The sequence below is a fragment of the Polaromonas sp. genome (assembly GCF_016185115.1).
Classification (GTDB): domain Bacteria; phylum Pseudomonadota; class Gammaproteobacteria; order Burkholderiales; family Burkholderiaceae_C; genus Polaromonas.
Map to the genome: position 1 here is coordinate 270,849 of NZ_JACPOF010000021.1, position 20,312 is coordinate 291,160.

8 protein-coding genes and 1 pseudogene are annotated in these 20,312 nt (G+C 59.0%); 1 reads left to right on the top strand and 8 read right to left on the bottom strand.

Annotated features, from left to right (window positions below; all coding sequences use genetic code 11):
* Positions 1-30 precede the first annotated feature (30 nt).
* From HYX42_RS16690 to HYX42_RS16710, 5 genes are all read right to left on the bottom strand, one after another.
* Positions 31-831 (bottom strand): methyltransferase domain-containing protein, encoded by an 801-nt coding sequence (locus tag HYX42_RS16690; protein WP_293405057.1) that lies wholly within the window; start codon positions 829-831, stop codon positions 31-33.
* Positions 828-10,916 carry a VCBS domain-containing protein gene (locus HYX42_RS16695; RefSeq protein ID WP_293405059.1) on the bottom strand — a complete coding sequence of 3,363 codons (10,089 nt, stop codon included), beginning with the start codon at positions 10,914-10,916 and terminating at the stop codon, positions 828-830. Before HYX42_RS16695 ends, HYX42_RS16690 begins: the two co-directional genes overlap by 4 nt.
* Before the next feature lie 876 nt (positions 10,917-11,792).
* Positions 11,793-12,380, bottom strand: a complete 588-nt coding sequence (locus tag HYX42_RS16700) for a hypothetical protein (protein WP_293405061.1) — start codon at positions 12,378-12,380, stop codon at positions 11,793-11,795.
* Complete coding sequence (locus HYX42_RS16705) at positions 12,377-13,219, bottom strand: hypothetical protein (RefSeq protein WP_293405063.1); 843 nt, start codon at positions 13,217-13,219, stop codon at positions 12,377-12,379. The genes HYX42_RS16700 and HYX42_RS16705 overlap by 4 nt, the downstream gene beginning before the upstream one ends.
* A gap of 67 nt (positions 13,220-13,286) precedes the next feature.
* Positions 13,287-15,455 (bottom strand): peptidase domain-containing ABC transporter, encoded by a 2,169-nt coding sequence (locus HYX42_RS16710; protein ID WP_293405065.1) that lies wholly within the window; start codon positions 15,453-15,455, stop codon positions 13,287-13,289.
* Between the two features lie 286 nt (positions 15,456-15,741).
* Between HYX42_RS16710 and HYX42_RS16715 the strand changes: the two genes are divergently transcribed.
* Positions 15,742-16,179, top strand: coding sequence for a PPC domain-containing DNA-binding protein (locus HYX42_RS16715; protein WP_293405067.1), 438 nt, complete (start codon positions 15,742-15,744; stop codon positions 16,177-16,179).
* A gap of 25 nt (positions 16,180-16,204) precedes the next feature.
* Here HYX42_RS16715 and HYX42_RS16720 read toward each other — a convergent pair whose 3' ends face one another.
* The 3 genes and pseudogenes from HYX42_RS16720 to HYX42_RS16730 form a co-directional block, all read right to left on the bottom strand.
* Positions 16,205-17,803, bottom strand: a complete 1,599-nt coding sequence (locus HYX42_RS16720) for a UdgX family uracil-DNA binding protein (RefSeq protein ID WP_293405069.1) — start codon at positions 17,801-17,803, stop codon at positions 16,205-16,207.
* 242 nt (positions 17,804-18,045) lie between these two features.
* Positions 18,046-19,277, bottom strand: a pseudogene (locus HYX42_RS16725) (putative DNA modification/repair radical SAM protein); the annotation flags it as partial.
* A 101-nt stretch (positions 19,278-19,378) separates the two neighbouring features.
* Positions 19,379-20,275, bottom strand: a complete 897-nt coding sequence (locus HYX42_RS16730; protein ID WP_293405452.1) for a lysylphosphatidylglycerol synthase domain-containing protein — start codon at positions 20,273-20,275, stop codon at positions 19,379-19,381.
* Between the last annotated feature and the right edge of the window lie 37 nt (positions 20,276-20,312).

A 20,312-nucleotide genomic window follows, 5' to 3' on the forward strand; every position in this document is an offset into this window, starting at 1 on the left:
CGCTTTGGATACCTCCTAAATCAGGTGCCATCACGCATGAAACCCGTCCAGAATCACCACCGGGCAGCGCTCTGCCAGTTCGTAGTCACCGGTGCAGTAATGCACACGCGCGGCGAACTGCCCAAAGAGCGCATCCACTACGGCGCGTGGCGGAAAGCTCAGGCTGACGCCGGAGCCATGGTACACATCGATGGTGTCATACACCTCAGCGGGCCAGTTCGTCATGCGCAAAAGCTCTGCGCGGTCAGAAAACCGACGGTTAAACAACGCCAGCGCATCGGCCACCCGCACGTTGTAGCTGTTTGCAGTGCTCGACAGCGACATCATCAAACGCCACTTCAAGACATGAAAACTTCCAACCCGGCCGCTCTGGACAGCTGCCACGATGTCGTCAACGGACTCACGCTTGTCAGGCGCCACAAACAGACGCAACACACATCTGCCACCCGGCTGGAGTACGCGGCGCAGCTCCCGCAGCAAACGCGGGTAAGCCTGTGCATGGCGCATCACGCTCAAGGCCCCGTCGCCTACAACCTGCGCCATAGAACCCGTTGCCAGCGGCAGGGCCAGCCAGTCGGCCTGCAGCGCCGCCCACCGCTCCCGGTTGGGCGTATGGGCATTGATCATGGCCCGGTTGTGGTCCACGGCCACACCACGCAAATCCAGCGCCGCAATTTGCTGCGTCACCCCGAGCAACAGCGTGCGGGCCTTCGCGTCCAGCGCTTGCGCATAAATTTGCAGGTCGCTGGCGTGCGGTGTCAAAGGCGAGGCCACCTTGCTCCAGTGCCCGGCGTAGCGGTGCCAATGGTTAGGGTCGAGTGTGGCACTCAAACCAGCCGCACCGCGCCCTGCTCAAGCTGGGTACGGCTCTGCAGGTTTTGCCAGTCGGTACCCGCCGCCAGGCTGGCCTGTGCAACACCCAGCCCGATGCCCGCCAGACTGCCAGCGGTGCCGTACTGAAAGGCCAGGTCGCCACCCAGCGCCTGGGTGTTGCTGCCCTGCAGGTGTGCGTCAAGCATGCTGTTCATCATGGCCCAGCCGTTGGCATTGGCTGAATTGGCTGCACGCGCCGCATCAAACTTCTGCACAAGTTTGGTGAAATCAAAAACCTCTACCTGCTTGTTGCGCGTTTGGTCTGACGAGTTGGCATCGTAGTCACCGCCGGCAGTCATCACCTGCAGTTCTGCAACTGTCCGGTTGCTGGCGCTTGAGTACCAGTTCTTCAGCGTCATCTTGTCGCTGACCGAGTTCACCGTGCCCATGTCCAGTATCAGGTCGTTGCCCGATTTTTTGAACTTCAGGCTGGCGTATTTGATGCCCATCCCCAGGCTCAACGTGTCGTTGACTGCGCTTTCGGCACCCAGGTAAATGGTGTCTGCACCATCGCCACGGTTGAATGCAATCAGGTCTGCGCCCTTGCCGGTGGTGATGGTGTCGTTCTGCTTGCCGCCAAAAAAGAAGCTGGCGGCATCGCCATCGGTCATGGTGTCCTGGCCCGCGCCGCCATCCAGCAGGTTGGGACCCGCCATGTCGGTGATGGTGTCATTGCCATCCTGGCCCTGGTTGATGTCATTGCCAAGTCCTTTGCGGCCGTCAATAAAATCGTCACCGGTACCGGCCTGCAGCAAGTCGTTGCCCGCGCCACCATCAAGGGTGTCACAGTCCTCGTTGCCCTGAAGCACATCGTTGCCTGCACCAGACCAGAGGGTGTCATTGCCTGCACCCCCCGTCAGCGTGACATCGCCATAGGCATAACGAATGCTCGTCAGATTGATCACATCGTCACCCCAACCACCGCTGATGATTTCGACGTTTTTGACTCTAGCCCCCGCGCCTGTGCCCGTACTGCCATCGTCCAGCAAGATGGCGTCGTCACCATTCGAGCCCAGCAACGTGTCAACACCCGCGCCGCCTTCAAATACATCCAGGCTGCGCGCATAACCGTCAATGTCGACTTGTGCATTGCTGCCCACCACACCGGGACTGCCCACGTTGGTAGAGGTGACTGGGGCATAGCAGTTGTTGCCACCCCATTGGTCATCCGCACCAAAGACTAGGGTGTCGTTGCCCGCACCGCCGTCCAGCACATCGGAGCCCGTGCCGCCATCCAGCCTGTCATTACCGCCGTTGCCGTAGAGCTTGTCATTACCGCTCTTGCCGTTGATGACATCGTCGCAGGCGGTGCCGTTGAGCACGTCGTTGTAGCAGTCGCGGCCGTTGATGACAGTGCCGTTGCTGGTGCTGCAATCGTCTGCAACAGTCAAGGCAAAGTCGTCGCTGGCATTTGCGCCTTGCCTGTCAGTGGCGATCACGCGCAGGGTGTAGGTACCACCCGCAGCCGAGTCAGGTGTTCCGCTGAAGGTGCGTGTGGTGGCGTTAAAGCTCAGCCAGCCCGGCAGGGCCTGCGCGTTGCCGTTGGCATCTACCAGGCGTGCGCTGTAGGTGAGTACATCGCCCTGGTCAATGTCCTTGAAGGCCGTTGCCGCCACCACAAAGTTAAACGCCTGCCCTTCCCGGCCGCTCTGGTCTGCAAGCGGCGTGACCACAATCGGCGCATCGTTCGCCCCCGTCACCGTCACGCTCAACTGGCTTGTGGCACTGAGCGGGTTGCCTGCATTGTCCTTTGCCGTATAGCTGAACTGGTCAAGCGCGGTTTGCCCCTGAGCAAGGGACTGCACGGCTGAGGCAGCGTTGTTGAGCGTATAGGTGTAGCTGCCATTGGCCGTTAATGCCAGGCTGCCATAAGTACCTTGCAAGGTACCGGGCGCAGCCACCGTCAGGGTGTCGCCCACATCAATATCGATGTCGTTGGCGAGCACATTGCCTGTCGTCACCAGCACGCCGTCTTCACCAACCGCAGCCACATCGGCCACCACCTTGGGGCCATCGTTGCTGCCCGTCACCGTCACCAGCAGATTGCCGGCCGATGTGGCCAGTCCATCGCTGGCGCTGTAGGCAAAGCTGTCGGTCACCTGCTGGCCACTGCGCAAACCCTGCACCGCAGTGCTGGTGTTGTTCAGGGTATAGCTGTAACTGCCGTTGGAGGCCAACACCAGGCTGCCGTAGGTGCCCTGCAGCGTAGCGGGCGCAGCCACCGTCAAGGTGTCGCCCACATCGATATCGCTGTCATTGGCCAGCACATTACCGCTGGCAATCAGTACGCCGTCTTCACCCACATTGGTCATATCAACTGCGGCTATGGGCCCGTCGTTGCTACCGGTGATCGTGATGCTCAGCGTGCTGCCTGCAGTCAATGGGCTGCCTGCGTTGTCCTGCACGGTGTAGCTGAACTGCTCATTCAGCGTCTGGCCCACAGCCAGCGCCTGCACCTGTGCAAGCGCGTTGTTGAGCTGGTAGGTATAGCCGCCATCGCTGCCCATCACCAGGCTGCCATACACCCCGGCGTATGTGCCCGGGTTTGACACGGCAAGCACCTGCCCGGCATCCGGGTCACTGTCGTTGGCCAGCACATTGCCCGTGGCTTGCACGGCCAGGTCTTCCGTGACTTGCGCCACATCAGCAACAGCCACCGGCGCGTGGTTGATCAGCGACTCATCCAGCACCACTGAAGGCGCATCGCAAAACGCAATCGAGCTGATCCGCTCCGGTGAATGGGCCCAGCCTTGCAGGGTAATCTGGTCTGTGGTTTTGATGCCGTCCTGATAGAGCTCAATCACCAGGTCATTGCCCAGGCTCACAAAGCGCAGGTCGGACAGGCTGATGCCGTCACCAAAGTGCAGTTCACCCATGCCCTCGGTGTCCACAACCACATCCTGGCCGTCACCACGCCCAAACGCATAGATGTCTGCACCCGCACCGCCCCGCAAGAGGTCATTGCCGCGCCAGCCAGCCAGCGTGTCGCTGCCGTCGCCGCCGTCAATCACGTTGTCCAGGGCGTTGCCAATCAGTATGTTGTCCAGCGCGTTGCCGCTGCCGGCAAGCGCACTGCCTTCAAGCACCAGGTTTTCAAACCCGTTGCCCAGCGTGTAGCCGTTCAGGCTGGTGTGCACCGTGTCTATGCCCTCATCGGCCAGTTCCACAACCACGTCACCTGCATCGTCCACGTAGTAGGTGTCGTCACCCAGGCCACCCGTCATCACGTCGGCGCCTGCGCCACCGTCCAGCGCGTTGCGGCCCGTATTGCCGTTAAGTACCTGGCTGCCGTCACCCGTGCGTGCGTCAATGTCTGCCACCGGGCCGCCATCCAGCAGGTTGACGGTTTCTATTTCCTGACCGCTCAGGTCAATGCTGGCGCTACTATAGACAGTGTCATTGCCCTGGCCTGCAAGCTCGACCACTCGATCGGCTACCCAGTTGTTGACAGGGGCAACGTCCATGCCGAAGCGGGTGTCACTGTCACACAGGTCAAGGGCTACATCCCGGCCCTGCGGGTTGGCAGTTGCAACACCGTCAACCACGTAGGTGTCATCGCCTGTTCCGCCTGTCAGCGTGTCTATGCCTGCGCCGCCGTCGAGGTAGTCGTTGTTGGACGCAGCAAAAGTGCCAAGGTCCATCACCACTTCGCCCTGGAAGCCATCCACCACCACATTGAAGGCCTGGTCGTCACCGCCATACAGGGTGTCGGCACCGTCGCCACCGAGCAGCGTGTCATCGCCTCCGCCACCGTCAAGCGCATCATCACCGGCGCCGCCGTCCAGGGTGTCCATGCCTCGGTGCGAGAGTGTTTCAAATATCCAATCTGTTTCGCCCGGCAGTGTTTCACGCGGCCAGTACACTGTTCTGTACTCGTCCACCACCTCGCTTTCGGCCACATCAACCGGCACCGGGAAGGTCGCCGTGACCGCTATATATGCCGATACATCAACACCATCTGTGTTTGCACGCACACCGTATTGGCTTGAGAGGTCTTCCCATGTCACATCCCGCGTGGGGTTCCAATAGGCCAGCTCATAGTCCTGAAAGGCACCGCCGCCTTCCCAGGTCACGCTGCCGTCTGGCTGAATGTACAAAGCCTCTGACGGTTGCGGTTCACCTTCATGCCAGTCCGGTATGTACAAAGGTATGGCTATTGCGGGCTCGCCAGGCGTAGCCGACAGTTGCCATGCAGGGTAGGCGTAATAGCCAGCGTCGAGCGACGCGATGTCCTGGCTCAAACCAAAGGTGGCGATCAATGAGTCCAGCGTGCGCTGTGCAGCGACACCGTTCTGCATCAGCCTTCGCACCCCCTGCACTGAATAGTCCGCAAGGTCGGGGTCAAGCAGAGCGGAGCGATTGTCGCCACCGTACAAAACGTCATCGCCATCGCCACCCAGCAAGGTGTCGTCGCCCGAGCCGCCGTCTATCTGGTCGTCGCCCGCGCCGCCATCAATGTAGTCATTGTTGCCGGCCAGCTGGACGCTTCCTTCTGCCCCACCGTAACCGGAATTGAAGCTGCGCAGTGAAATCGCGCTGTTCGCCCTCAACAGCAGCGGCCCGCCACCTTCACCACCAACGTGCAGGGCATCCGCACCGCCAAACAAGATATCGTTACCGTCGCCACCGTAGATAGCGTCGTTGCCAGCCGCACCATCAATATTGTCATTGCCTCCGTAGCCGCTCAGGGTATTGCGGGCATCGTTGCCCAGTATGGTGTTGTCAAGAGCATTGCCATCGGCATCGAATTGCCCCCACGACACATAGTCGTAGTCGTCCTGGTAGTCGCCGTAAATCACCAGGTCTTCCACGTTGTCGCTCAGCGCGGTATAGGTGGCGTAGCTGTACACCGTGTCGGTGCCGCCGTCAGCGTCTTCAAAGATCTGGTCATAGGCTGAATCAATGCGGTAAACGTCGTTACCCATGCCGCCCACCAGCAGGTCTGTCTCGCCTGTCCACCACTGGTCAAACCCGTTGCCTGCCGCCTCCAGCAAGTCGTTGCCGGCATCACCGTACAAGGTATCGTTGCCGTACAGCCCATAGAGCGTGTCGTCGCCACCCATGCCGTACAGCGTGTCGTTGCTGTAGTCACCCGTCAACACATTGCCCAGCTCGTTGCCGATACCGGTTAGCGATGTGTAGTCACCAATGCTGTCGTCCCACGTAGCCACTATGGTGAGGTTTTCGACGTTGGCGCTCAATGTGTGGTCGGCGTGTGCCAGAACCAGGTCTATGCCTTCACCGGTGTTTTCAAACACCACGTCGCCCACGTTGTCGACGATGTAGGTATCGTTGCCCGTGCCGCCTGCCATCAGGTCTGAGCCTGCGTTGCCGTCGAGCAGGTCAACGCCAGCCCCACCATACAGCTGGTTGTCCAGGCTGTTGCCGGTGATGGTGTTGTCCAGCGCGTTGCCTGTGCCAAACAGGGCAGCGCTTCCTTCTGCCAGCGTCAGGTTTTCTACGTTGTCGGTCAGGGCGTAGTCAACGCTGCTGCTGATCACCTGGTCTGCATTGCCTGCATTGGGGCCTGCGTTTTCGATGACCAGATCATCAGTGCTATCGACAACATAGGTGTCATTGCCATCCCCGCCGGTCAGGGTATCTACACCCGCACCACCGTCAAGGCGGTTATCGTATTCGTTGCCAGTCAGCGCATTGCCCAGCTCGTTGCCCGTGCCGTCGATGTATCCGCCATCTGATTCGAGTATCAGGTTTTCAACGTTGCTGGTCAGCGTGTAGCTTGCAGTAGTGCGCACGGTGTCCATGCCTTGACCAGCGTTTTCAATGACAACATCTCCAGTTCCGTCCATCAAAAAGACATCATTGCCCGCCCCGCCATAAAGCGTGTCAGTGCCCAAGCCGCCGAACAGCACATTGGCACCGTCATTGCCCGTGATGGTGTTGTCAGAATCATTGCCGCTGCCATTGACATCGGCACTGCCGGTCAGCACCAGGTCTTCAATGCCGACGCCAATCGTGTGGTCTGCGTTGGCGTATACCGTGTCATGCCCATCGCCGTTCATTTCACTGGTTTCGTCGTGGGCATCATCCACAACATAGGTGTCGTCACCCTCACCACCATCCATGTAGTCGGCACCCGTACCGCCGTCCAGCACATCGTTGCCGGCATTGCCCGTCAACGTGTCCTGGCCCGCGCCACCCAGCAGCAGGTTGTCAAACTCGTTGCCCCGCAGCTTGTTGTCGGCGTCATTGCCCGTCGCGATGATGGCGCTTGCCGCACCATTGGCCAGTTGCAAAATCTCAACGTTCTCGGCCAACTGGTAGTTGATGCTGGCAATCACCGTGTCGTCCTGCGCGCCATTGGCGGTGACTGGTTGCGTCTCAATGACCGCATCGTCAGCGTTGTCTACATAGTAAGTGTCGCTACCCGCGCCACCGGCCATCACGTCAGCACTCGCGCCGCCGTCAAGCACATCTGCGCCCGCACCAGTCACCAGCGTATCGTTGCCCTGGTCGCCATACACAGCGCTGCCGCCGTCACCGGTATAAATGGCATCATCGCCATCATCACCGTGAACTGTGTTGTGACCTGCGCCCAGGGTAACGCTGTCATCACCGGCACCACCGCTCACGATGTTGTTGCCATCGCCTGCAATCACGCTGTCATCGCCATCACCGGCGTTGACGGTGTTGTTGCCCTCTGCTGCGTCTATCTGGTCCTCGCTTTGCAAGGCGTCAATGAGATCGTTGTAGGCCGTGCCTATGATCACATCGTCCTGCGGCGTGCCTGTAAATTCAATCCCGCGCGCCAGCAGTTGCTGGGCGCTGAGCAAAATGGGGCTGCCGTTGGCCCCAATAAACTGAAACTCTTCAATTGGGCAAACAGAATTCGGGTCATTCATATCAAATTCATCAATGTGAATCTGCTGGCCAGTGGCCTTATTCTCAAGCAACAGACTGCCACGGTGCAGCACCGTGTCGCTCAAGTTCCAGTCCGTGATCAGTCGGTCAATGCCGCCATCCGAATCAATGATGTGCTTGGTACCCGTTGAGCCCAGAACAGCATAGCGGTCATTGCCCGCACCACCATTCAGAAAATCGTTGCCACTGCCGCTGTCGAGGTAATCATTGCCATCACCCCCTGTGAGGGCGTCGTTGCCGGCATCGCCATATATCCGGTCATCGCCAGCCCCACCATCAATCGTATCGTCACCAGCATCGCCGCTTAACTGGTCGCGCCCGGCACCGGCCATCAGCGTGTCGTTGCCATCACCGCCAAATAGCAGGTTATTGCCCTCCCCGGCATCAATCGTGTCGTCGCCAGCTTCTCCACTTAACTGATCGTTTCCGGCACCGGCCACCAGCGTGTCGCTGCCATCACCGCCAAATAGCAGGTTATTGCCCTCCCCAGCGTCAATCGTGTCGTCGCCAGCTTCCCCACTTAACTGATCATCTCCGGCACCGGCGACCAGGCTGTCATTGCCATCACCGCCAAACAGTTTGTTGTCCCCCTCGGTGTCGGTCAGCGTGTCGTCACCTTCACCACCATCAAGCTCGTCGTTGCCTGCGCCGCCAGCCAGGCTGTCACTGCCCTCGCCGCCAGCCAGGTAGTCAGCACCCTCGCCGCCCAGTAACGTATCGTCACCGCCCTGGCCAAAAAGCCTGTCATCACCGGCCTCGCCATTGAGGTAATCCGCACCCTGGTATTCGGTCGCTACATCATTGGCGTCGCCCTGTAACTCGTCATTTCCGGCACCGCCATACAGCGTATCGCCACCGCCACCGCCAATCAACAGGTCGTTTCCATCTTCCCCGTCTAGGTAGTCGTTGCCATGAAACTGGCCATCCAGGTTGGCGGCGTTTGTGTCACCCAGCAACTGGTCATTGCCTTTGCCGCCAAACAGGGTGTCGTCCTTGCCGCCGCCGATCAGCACGTCGTCGCCGTCTTCCCCGTCGAGGTAGTCAAAGCCGTTGTCTTCGCCCTTCAGCGCATGGTTGTCTTCATCACCGGCCAGCACATCGTTGCCTGTGCCGCCATAAAGGGTGTCGTCCTTGCCGCCACCAATCAGCACGTCGTCGCCGTCCTCCCCGTCCATGTAGTCATTGCCCCAAAGCGCCGTGGTGTCTGCACCGTCGGCCACGTTGTTGGCACTGGTGTCGCCCCACATGTTGTCCTTGCCGGCACCACCGTAAAGCGTGTCGTCCTTGCCGCCCCCTTCAAGGTAGTCGTCACCGCCTTCGCCGTCGAGGTAGTCGTTGCCGTGATACTGAAGATCTACGTAATACTCGCCGTCGGTCTTGCCGCCGCTGTCGCCCCATATCTGGTCATCACCATCGCCACCAAACAGTTCGTCGCTGCCGCCGCCGCCGTTGATGTTGTCTTTGCCATCGCCGCCATCCACAAAATCTGCGCCGTGGCTGGCTGCACCCACGGTGTTGAGGTAACCCGTTTTAACAATACCGTCTGCGCTGATCACGTCGTCGCCATCACCGCCTTCGATGATGTCGTCACCGGCCAGACCATCCAACTGGTCATCCCCATCACCGCCTTGTATGCGGTCATTGCCCCAGCTTGCAATCACCGCGTCGTTGCCTGCCCCGGCATCAATGGTGTCGCCCTCGGTGGCGTCCGAGGGTGTGCCGCCAATGCCCGCCCACACAGTCACTTTGGAGCCAGCCTCGCCATCCAGGTATACGCCCCATGTGGCGCTCGACACCTTGACCTCCTGGCCGGCAGGCGGGCTCCAGCTGTCTGTGGGTCGAACCCGCTGGGGCACCTGCAGCTCTGCGCTGCTGCTGATGTAGTCATTGCCTGCGCCGCCCTTGATGCTGTCGGTGCCTGCGCCGCCCGCAATCATGTCGTCACCATCGCCACCATCGATCTGGTCGTTGCCGGCGCCGCCAGCAAGGGCATCATTGCCGCCTTTGCCGTCTATCCTGTCGTTGCCGCTGCTGCCGTAGATGACATCGGCAAAGTTGTCTTCCTGTATGCCGCCGTTCAAGGTGCCGTCATTGGCCCAACTGGTGGCGCTCCATTTGTAGGTACCAAAGCGGGGGTTGTCCGGGGCAATGTTGGGGTCTATCTCTGTGCCTATGAGTTTGGCTCTCTGGTCGCCCGTATAGGTTTGACCGATCTCGCCAGTGTCTTTGAGGTTGAGCGTGAAGGTGTTGGAGTCCACCGCAACGCCATCGTGGGTGTAGGTGGCGACCAGTTCCAGGGTCTGGTCGCTGTCGATGGCGCTGTCGCTGATGATGGAGAAGCCGCGCTCGGTTTGGCCCTGGTCGAGTTCAATAACAACTGGCGAGGACAAATCAAGTGTTTCAGCGCCAGTACAAACTTTGGCACAGGAAGCGTCACCACTTTTGACGGTCAGGGTGAGTGTGTCGTTCGGGCCTGATGCGATATTGCCGAACCACTTTAGGGCAATGCCTGCAAGTTCGTTGACGTTTTTATTCAGGCCCGCAATGGTGGGATTGGGGACGTTGAAGGGGGTGGTTTGGTTTGCGCTGACTATTGCACCTTTGGCATCACGTTTGAGGGTGATGCCGAGGTAGCCGCTATCGGTCTTGGCTTTGTCGAGATCAAAGTCTTTGATAACAATCTTGCCGCTTCCCAGAGTTCCATCCTTGATGGTCAGCTCAACTTTGCTGGCCTTGCCATCGTCCCTAAAGTTGTAGCTGATGCCTGCCGCATCTTTCCAGGTGGCGATGCCGTCTTTGAGTTCGTACTTGCTGGGGTCGCTGGTACCTTTGAGTTGGTTGCCTGCAAGACGTATCTCGCCTTCGCCGTCGCTGTCTTCTATGGTGTCTGTGCCTTCGCCTGCCTTGAAGACGTAGGTGTCTTTTCCTGCGCCGCCCTTAAGGGTGTCGTTGTCGGCCCCGCCGATTAGAAAATCGGCTCCGTCACCACCGTCGAGGATGTCGTCACCTGCGTTTCCGATTAGCACATCTTTACCATTGCGCCCGTTCAACTGATATTCGCCGCTAGCGTCTTTGTTTGTCTTGTCGTCGCCCATCAACACATCGTCATATGACGTACCCATGGAACTGAGGTTGTAGGTGGTTTGAACGTCAGCGATCACAATTTCGTCGGCTGGTTTTACAACAACTCGACGGAAGTCATTGACGGCAGACGTTCGAGCGTCAGTACTCAGTATCTGATTTTCATTCGTTACGTAGGCATATGTATAGGCTTTGATAAGTTCTCGAGCGGCATCGAGTGACAACGTGCCTACGCCACCAGCTTCTCGCACTACATTTGTGAAGCGTCGCATGCCATCCCACGGCGTGCTCTTGTTATAAGGAGTTCGCAAATAAACTTGCAAGGCATCGCCAATGCCGAAATCGATATGCGTCGCATACGCAGAAAATCCGTTTCCACCAGAAAAATAAGTCCGGAGTGTCGCCCTTGAATTGGTTGCGTATTGGTTGGTGAAATCGGCTACAAATAACTTGCCAATATCAGAACTTAGGAATGGGCTGTAGCGTGCATCTGCAGATGTCTGAAAACTGCGAATTCCGGGGAGAACCACGGTGTTGCAGTATGGGTCATAGCTATCCATTACGGCAGTTATGCCGTAAACAGAACCAATACAAGAATTTATAAGCAATTCGTCTTGACCCGACAGTCCCTGTCCACCTCGTTGTTGAACCGCAGAATAGAGTCTTGCAACCTCTGTATCTGCGGCTCGAGATGTGGCCGGGTTGCCATCGTCAACAATGTAGCCGCCTGAACTCGATGTTGCATTTTTTAAGATGTCACGAATCAACGATTTCGCTGTTGGCAGGCCCGCGATGTCATACTGAAAAACGCCAAAACTCCACCCGCTTGTTGAAGTGCCTGCCCAATGCAGAACATACGGACTTCTACCTGACAATTCGTTTTTTTCAATCATCCGCTCAAGGCGTTGCTTGAATTGAATTTCATCAGAGGTGCCGGTATAAGCCATGTTGATCTCCTATTGATTAAAAACTGAGTTGTCGATTTTTTGATTTCGCGTAGCACGCTTGAAACTGTGACTCAGTCCACCTAGCGCTCCGCAATAGGGACTACCCCAAACATAGTTGCCATCCAGTTTTTGTGTAAAGAGAATTTGATTTTTTGTCACATTTAGTTGAGGCGCTGGCTGCTTAAGACTTTCGAGGACTGCTTTTTCATCTTCACGTGGGATGATTTGAATACTTCGGCCGCACAACAAAGCGCTGTTATCTAAGCCGCACTGGTGACCGTTAACTTCTTTTGTAATAAGCCTGACTCTGAGTTGGTTATTACCAGTCAGAGTAATGGCGAGATAGTTGTACCCGGATGGTCTTTCCTCAGAAGGAAAGGCAGAGTGTGGCGGAAGATTAACGGAGTGCCGATACATACCCACGATGTCCTTGGCATGTACGCTTGAGTCCGCTTTTAGATATTTGGAGTTGCACTCAGTTTGGGCTGGCACTGGACTGGCAACGCTATTCGGTAACGAACTATCGCCGTGCACAAAAGAAGTCATGCAAATTGACGCGACAAAAAGGGGGACTCTGATCGTTACGAGGTGCTTCATACGCTTTTCCCTACCAGTTGAGATATGACCAAAGTTCTGTCCATGCGCTTCCCAAGTCCGGTATGTCCCGCAAGTCGCACAGAAGAACGGGTGGGAGCCTTTCTATGCCTGTCTTGGTAGTCAAACGCGCCGGTAGCGGCCTGTTTACGCACACAGCCAGTCACGAAATAAATAGCCCCCGCAGATGCAAGTGAATGCCCGGACTTCTTGTTCATGTGTCCTCCCTTATTTGAAACAATACACAGGCTAGCAAAATTCGTCTCGCTGCGCATCCTCCGTTTGGAGGACGGAGCCTCGCCGCCACCAATCAGCACGTCGTCGCCGTCCTCCCCGTCCATGTAGTCATTGCCCCAAAGGGCCGTGGTGTCTGCACCGTCGGCCACGTTGTCGGCACTGGTATCGCTGACGTAGTAAATCTTGTCGTGAGCCACGACTTCAACCAACTGGCCTTGCAGGTCGTAGCGGTTGATGGCTGCGCCGTGGTTGGTCTCGGTCTTGACGAGGTAGTCGCCGTTGAAGGTGTTGTCTATCTCGCCTGCGTCTTTGAGGTTTAGGGCCCAGCTGTTTGATTCGGCTGTCTGTGCGTTGTCAGGGTCTGTGCCTTCGTAGCTGGCGCTGATGGCGCCTGTCAGGTCATCGGTGATGTCACTGTCATTGCGCAATGAGAATTTGATTTCAGTCTGGCCTTCGGCCAGCGTCATGACGGCACCATCGGCATCGACCACCTCATCGCCCAAAATGGCTTTGAGATCATCTGAAAGATCACCATCCACTGACAGGGTGATGGTGTCGCCTGGCGAGATCACCGACATCGCGAGGGCAAGAAAGAGAGATTTCATACAGGACTTCAGTCGAGGTAGTGTGGATTTCAGACTCTAAAGCGGTCGCATGGCTGTTCCGCATCCGTCATGCCGTCGGCCTAGACTCACCACCCACTGTCGGCGGCACAGCATGCAACTGCCTCGCACCATCAGCGCTCAGGTGCACCACTTCATCTACCCGCAAGGCCTTGGGCAGTGCGTGGGTGATAAAGAGCATGGTGACCTTGCCCCGCAGGGCGTTGATGGTTTTAGCGAAGTGTTCTGATGTTTCGGCATCAAGGGCGCTGGTGGCTTCGTCGAAGATCAATACTCTGGGCCTCTTTAGCAGTGCCCTTGCAATGGCGAGACGCTGCTTTTGCCCGCCGCTCAGGCCGGCGCCGCGTTCACCAACTGGCGTCTGGTAGCCCTGTGGCAAGGCTTCCACCATGGTGTGAATCTCGGCCATCTTGCAGGCTTGTGTGACCTGCTCAAACGTGGCGTGTGGGTTGGCGAGCAGCAGGTTGTCGTAGATGGTGCCGCTAAAGAGTACGGTCTCTTGCGGCACCACGCCGAAGGTGGCGCGCAGCTCGTTGGCACCGAGGTGGCGTATGTCGATGCCGTCTACCTTGATCTGGCCGCTGCTGGGCCAGTAAAAGCCCTGCAGCAATTTGGCCAGCGTGCTTTTGCCCGAGCCGCTGGGACCCATGAGCGCAATGGTGCGGCCGGGTTCAATCGTGAGGCAGAGGTTTTGGTACAGGTAGGGCAGGTCGTCGGCATAACGAAAGGCGATGTTGGTCATCTCGATGCGGCCCTGGCCTGCGGCCTGGCGGCTGGGCGTGAGGCTGTAGGGTTCGGTGGGGGCGTTCATCAAATCACCCAGCCGTGCCACGGCCAGGCTGGCTTGTTGAAACTGCTGCCACAGGCCGACCAGGCGCATGACGGGCTGGCTCAGCTTGCCGGCAAACATCTGAAAGGCGACCAGCATACCGATGGTGAACACAGCTGCCTTGCCGCTGCCATCAAGCGAGGGGTTCATCACAATCCACGCGCCGACCAGCAATATCAGCAGCGTCATGAGCTGCTCAAGGGTAGAGGCGACCACGTTGTAGGTATTGCCAATCTGCTTGGTCTGAAAGCCTGACTCAAGATAGGTGGCCAGATAGCCCGAATATTTGGCTTTAAGCTGGGGCTCGAACTGCAGGCTTTTGACGGTTTCAAACCCGCCGATGTATTCCGTCAAAAAGGCCTGGTTGCGCGCGCCCAGCATGAACTGCTCGTTGAGCCGCTTTTGAAACACGGGTGCCACCAGCACCGAAAGAATGCCGATGACAGACAGAATGCCCAGGGCCAGCAGCGTGAGTGGCACAGAGTAATAAAACATGACGGCCACGGCGATCAGCATGAAGGGCACGTCGAGAACCAGGGTCACTGCGGCTGAACTGACAAACTCGCGAATCGTCTCCACCCCATGCAGGCGCGCGGCGACCACGCCGGTCGGCCGGTTCTGAAAATAACGCGGAGGCAGTTTGAAGAGGTGGTCAAACACCCCGGCGGCCAGCACGGCGTCAACCCGGTTGCCGGTGTGCAGCACCAGGTACTGCCGCACCCAGGTAAGTACGGCGGTGGCCACCATGAAGATGGCCATGCCGATGGCAATGGCGATCAGTGTGCTTTCAGACTGATGCACGATGACCTTGTCGATGATGGTCTGCGTGAACAGGGGCAGGCCGAGTGCCAGCAGTTGCAGTACCAGGGAAGCCCAGAGCACATCACGCCAGACCTTGCGGTGCTTGAGCAATTCGGGCACAAACCAGCGAAAGCCAAACGAAGCCGGGCCCTGTGCGGTTTGGTCCGGGTCCCTGACGGCTTCGACCTGCGGCTGGAGCTGCAGCACCCGGCCGCTGTAGCGCGTATTGAAGTCGCCTAGCTGGTCGGTTACCGCATCGCTGGAGCCGGCAGGTATCCAGTTGATGGTGCCGGCGTGTGCATCGATGCTGACCAGCAGGCCGAGACCGGGCTGGTCGGGCAAGTCGGGCTGGTCAGGCACGGCATTGAGCAGCAGTATGGTCGTTGTTGTGGCGTCGCCAAGATGGGCGACGGCAACCAGAAGAGTCTGGGCTTGAAAACCCAGCGCCCGTGATGCGGTGACCAGGGTGGCCACTGAATACGGCGGTGCATGTTGCTTGAGCAGCAACTTCGCATCAAACGGCTTGCCGTGCAATGCGCAGCACGACCCCAGCGCCCAGAGTAACTCCCTCGACTCGATGTCCTGCATGACCGGTGGCCCTCCCTCTTACAACTGCGTTGTAAGCCTCTACCTGCTCGTTTTTGTTCTCGAAGTATAGGATTGAAAAATCCCAACCAGATCGATTAACACACAAACAAGGGTTGGTGGCGGGCTTACCCCTGTCAATGTTGACAGGGGGGTAGGCAGGTCCACGCTTGCGACGGGATTCACGACACTCTTATAGGGCACTGCGCCGGGTTCATGGATTACGGATCAAGTCTGCAATAACGATTCGGCGCGAAGCAGCCATGCATTTCGCTGCTAACCTTCAGCCATGCGAGACCGTGCCGGACTGATCATCCATACACTTCGGCTGAGCCCGGGTGAAGACCTCCGCCTTGCCATCGAAGCGGCCTGCGACCAGCTGATGGCCGAAAAAGACTGTCAGGCGGCCTGCGTCATCTCGTCCGTCGGCGGCCTCTCCTGCGCCGTGCTGCGCTATGCGGCAGAGCCTGAAGGCAGCCGGCTTGAAGGCCCGCTGGAAATGATCACGCTCTCAGGCACCCTGGCCGCTCCGGGTAGTGGCGGTGTTCACCTGCATGCCAGCGTGGCTGACGCTCAGGGCCGCGTGACGGGCGGGCACCTGATGCCGGGCTGTGTGGTCCGCACCACCGCCGAGATCGTGCTGGCCCTGTTGCCCGGCTGGTCGTTTGTGCGCACGCTGGACCCGGCAACAGGTTTCCGCGAGCTGGTTGCAGGCCGCCGACCCTGACTGCGGAGCCCTCAGGGCCGGGGCGTTACGCGTTCAGGTGTGCAAGGTCTGCAAGCCAGGCCGACCAGGCCTGGTTTTTTTCATGAGGCGGCAAACGCAACAGCGCGGAAGGGTGAAGGGTGACCAGCACCTTCAGGCCGTCTTCACGCTCGAAAATCTGGCCCCGTGATGCCATCACCGGTACGGGCCGCCCCAGCAGTGAGCGGGCGGCTGTGGCACCAAGGGCTACCAGCAGTTGCGGCTGGACGATGCGAATCTCGTCGTCAAGCCAGTGCAGGCAGGCCGCAGCTTCACGCTGTGTCGGTGTTTTGTGGATGCGGCGTTTGCCGCGCAACTCGTATTTGAAATGCTTGACTGCGTTGGAGACAAACACGCCATCACGCTCAATACCCAGCTCAAGCAGGGCGCGGTCAAGCAGCTGGCCAGCAGGGCCGACAAAGGGTCTGCTGCGCACATCCTCCTGGTCACCTGGCTGCTCACCCACAAACATGAGGCGCGCACCGACCGGGCCTTCACCGGCAACCGACTGCGTGGCGCATTCACCGATGGGGCATTCACGGCAATGTTCGGTGGCCTGACGCACGGCAGACAAAGACTTCATGGCCTTGCCGTCCGGGGTCTGGGTGAATGCCGATACCGGTGTATGCGTCACGTCGGCGATGGGAATGACGGGAATGCGGCGACGCGGCACGCTGCCGGGCTGCTCGATCATGCGAATGCTGCTTTCGTGCGCACCTGCCACCAGCGTGTGGATCATCTCTGCCTCGGGCAGGTTCTTCCAGTACTTGCGCGGCATCTCCTTCTGCATCATCTTCACCTTCAGGCGTGCCGGGTTGAAGATGTTGCGGTAATAGGTGAGCCACAGTTGCTCACCGGCATCGGGCGGCGGTGCGTCTTCCTTGCGGGCGCCGGGCCCAAAGCGCAGGCCGGCCATCACGGCATCTGCGCCTGTTTCCTTTGACGATGGCGCGTCAGTACCGCCATTGAGCCATTCCACGCTGCGTTCAGGTGTCATGATGGCCCAGCGCATCTGCGCAAAACGCCGTGCAAAAAATGGCGCCACGGCTTCGACGATATGGTGTTCGGGTTCAAACCAGGCCACGTGCAGCGGCCCGCCTTCGGGGTGGGTGTTGAAGGTTTCGTCCTGCACGCTGCGAAAGCGCACAAAGGCTTTCATCTTGTGCATGTCGCGCCGCACGGCATGCGCCATTTGCTGTGCGCGCATCATGTCGGCATCGAGCGGATCGTGACGAAGACCCGGCTCATGTGCGAGCCGCCACAGGATGCGGTACAGCAGGCCAAAGCGGGCAGGGTCGCTGTGCAGGATGGCGGCCTGGCACAGCGTTAAAAATTCGGGCGGCACACTGACTGCGGGAGCAGCGGCAAACTCCTGCGGGCTGAGGTAATGAAAGGTGTCCTGCTCGCCTGAAGCCTGCGCGCCGAAGAGGTCCCGGGTGGCTTCATCGCCACTGCTCCAGACGATTTGTTCGGGCAGCATTTGCCGTGCAAGCAATGCGCGTGAAGCACGGCGGAAGCCTTCCAGGTCGGTTGCGCCCTGAAGGGTGACGGGCAACAAGGCTTGTGGAAACAGGTCGGTCGTCAGCGGGTCATTCATCACGCCCATGGCAAACTCCTTTCTTCACTTACTGAGGCCCATGGTGCGCTCATCCCGCTTGCTGCCAATGTAGGCAAAGCGGCCGTCATGCCTGCTGCCGTGGTCGTGATTTGCGGTGGAATATATGGAAGCTGCGGCAGTGTGCGGGCCGGCGCAGGTGTCTTCCCTGCAGGGGCAGGCTCATCAAAAAGCCCGGGCTGGACGGGGTCACGCAATTGCTCACCCAGGCCCATGCCATCAAGCAGGCCGCCCGGGTGGTGATCAGGCAGCAGCACAAACGGCATCACCTTTTTTAGCGGCAGATGCAGGCGCAGCAGGTCTGCTGCACGCAGGTGGCGAACCCGGCGGCTCTGCAAAATACGCTCGACCGCCTTGACGCCCATGCCGGGTACTCGCAGCAGCATTTCGCGCGGTGCGTGGTTGAGGTCCACAGGAAAGCGGCCCCGGTTGGCCAGCGCCCAGGCCAGCTTGGGGTCATGCAGCAGCGACAGCATGCCGCCGGTATCGCTGGCGTCCGATGAATGTGTGGCGGGCACGATCTCGTCGTGGCTGAAGCCGTAAAAGCGGATCAGCCAGTCCGCCTGGTACAGGCGATGTTCACGCAGCAGGGGCGCCTGCAGCAGGGGCAGCCGCATCGATGCATCAGGAATGGGGCTGAACGCCGAGTAGTACACGCGCCGCATGCGGAAGGTGCCGTAAAGCGATGCAGAGGTTTGCAGGATGACGCGGTCACTGGACGCATCGGCCCCCACAATCATCTGCGTGCTCTGGCCTGCAGGTGCAAAGCGTGGTGCGGCACTGCGTCTGGCCATCCGCGATTTCGGCAAGGAGATCACGCTGCTACGGGCGCTGTCGATGGCCTCGCCTTTGGCATCGTCAATATGCACACGAAGCCTGGCCATGGAGCGGCGAATGGCGGGTGCGTTTTTCTCGGGGGCCAGCGCATGAAGGCCCTCCTGCGTGGGCAACTCGATGTTGATGCTCAGGCGGTCGGCGTAGCGGCCGGCAGCGGCCAGGAGTTCTGGCGAAGCATCAGGAATGGTCTTGAGGTGGATGTAGCCGCGAAAGTCGTGGTCCTCGCGCAGCCTGCGTGCCACCTCGACCACCTGCTCCATGGTGTAGTCGGGGCTCTGGATGATGCCGCTTGAAAGAAACAGCCCTTCTATGCAGTTGCGGCGGTAGAAGTCCAGTGTCAGGGCCACCACTTCATCAACCGAAAAACGTGCGCGCGGCACATTGCTGCTGACCCGGTGACGCAATACAGGCAGTCATAAGTGCAGAAATTCGTGAGCAGGATTTTCAGCAGCGAAATGCAACGCCCGTCAGGCGCATAGCTGTGGCAGATACCCGAATCTTCGGTTGAGCCTATGCCCTTGCCGCCTATCGAGTTCCGTTTGGAGCTGCCGCTCGACGCGCAGGAGGCATCGTATTTGGCGGCGTCAGCCAAAATCGCGAGCTTGCGCTGGAGGGGTTCATTAAACACTGTATTAATATACAGCTTTTGATGGAAAATGCTGTATTTATTTACAGTAATCAGATGCTTTTGTGGCCCTCAGGCTTCACAGGGCCTGGACTTGCAGCGCGTCACGCGGGAACGCTGCGCCGATTGCGGCCCTTCCTGCCTCTGACCTCCATGGCCAGATAGGCCAATACGGCTATTGCCAGGGGCGCGATGTAGTAAATCACCCGGTAAGCCACCAGCCCGGCCAGCAGGTCTGGCTGGGGCATCTGGTGGGACAGCAAGGCAACAAAAACAGCTTCCAGCACACCCAGACTTGCAGGGATATGCGTGATCACGCCGGCGACAGCGCCCAGCAAAAGCACGCCAACCACCATGGGGAATTCAATGCGCTGCTGGAGCAGGACAAAAATAATGCCAGACATGCAGAGCCAGTTGGCCGCGCCCATCAACAGCTGAAGGCAGGCAAGCCCGGCCGACGGCAACGCGATGACATGGCCCCGTATGTTGAACTGGCGATTGCCCAGAAAGGCGCACGCGCACACATAGCCCAGCGCAAGGCAAAGCAGCCCGGCACCCCCCAGGCGAAGTACGACAGGCTGGATACCCCAGCTCGCGGGCACGGCGGGCGGGTAGATGCTGAATACCAGGCCGGCCAGAAATACGTAGCCCATCCAGTTGGTCAGCATGCTGATCGACATGACGCGCGTGATCACGCCTGGCCCGAGCCCAAGACGCGAGTAGAGGCGGTAGCGCATCGCAACCCCGCCCACCAGTGAGCCGAGGTTCAGGTTGAATGCATAGCTCACAAAGGTGGTGGCCATCACCGTACATGTACCCAGGCCATGCCCGGTGTATTTGCGGCCCAGAAGATCAAAGCAGCTGTAAAGCGTGAAGCTCGTGATGGCCAGCAGAACAGCGCTCCATGCGGCCGACAGGGGATAGTTTTCAAGTGCAGTGAGCACCTCGTGCCACTCGATACTCCGCGCCTGGAACGCCAGCAGCGCGACAACCATGACCATGAATATCGCGCCGGCTACCCTCCTGACCCATGGCCAC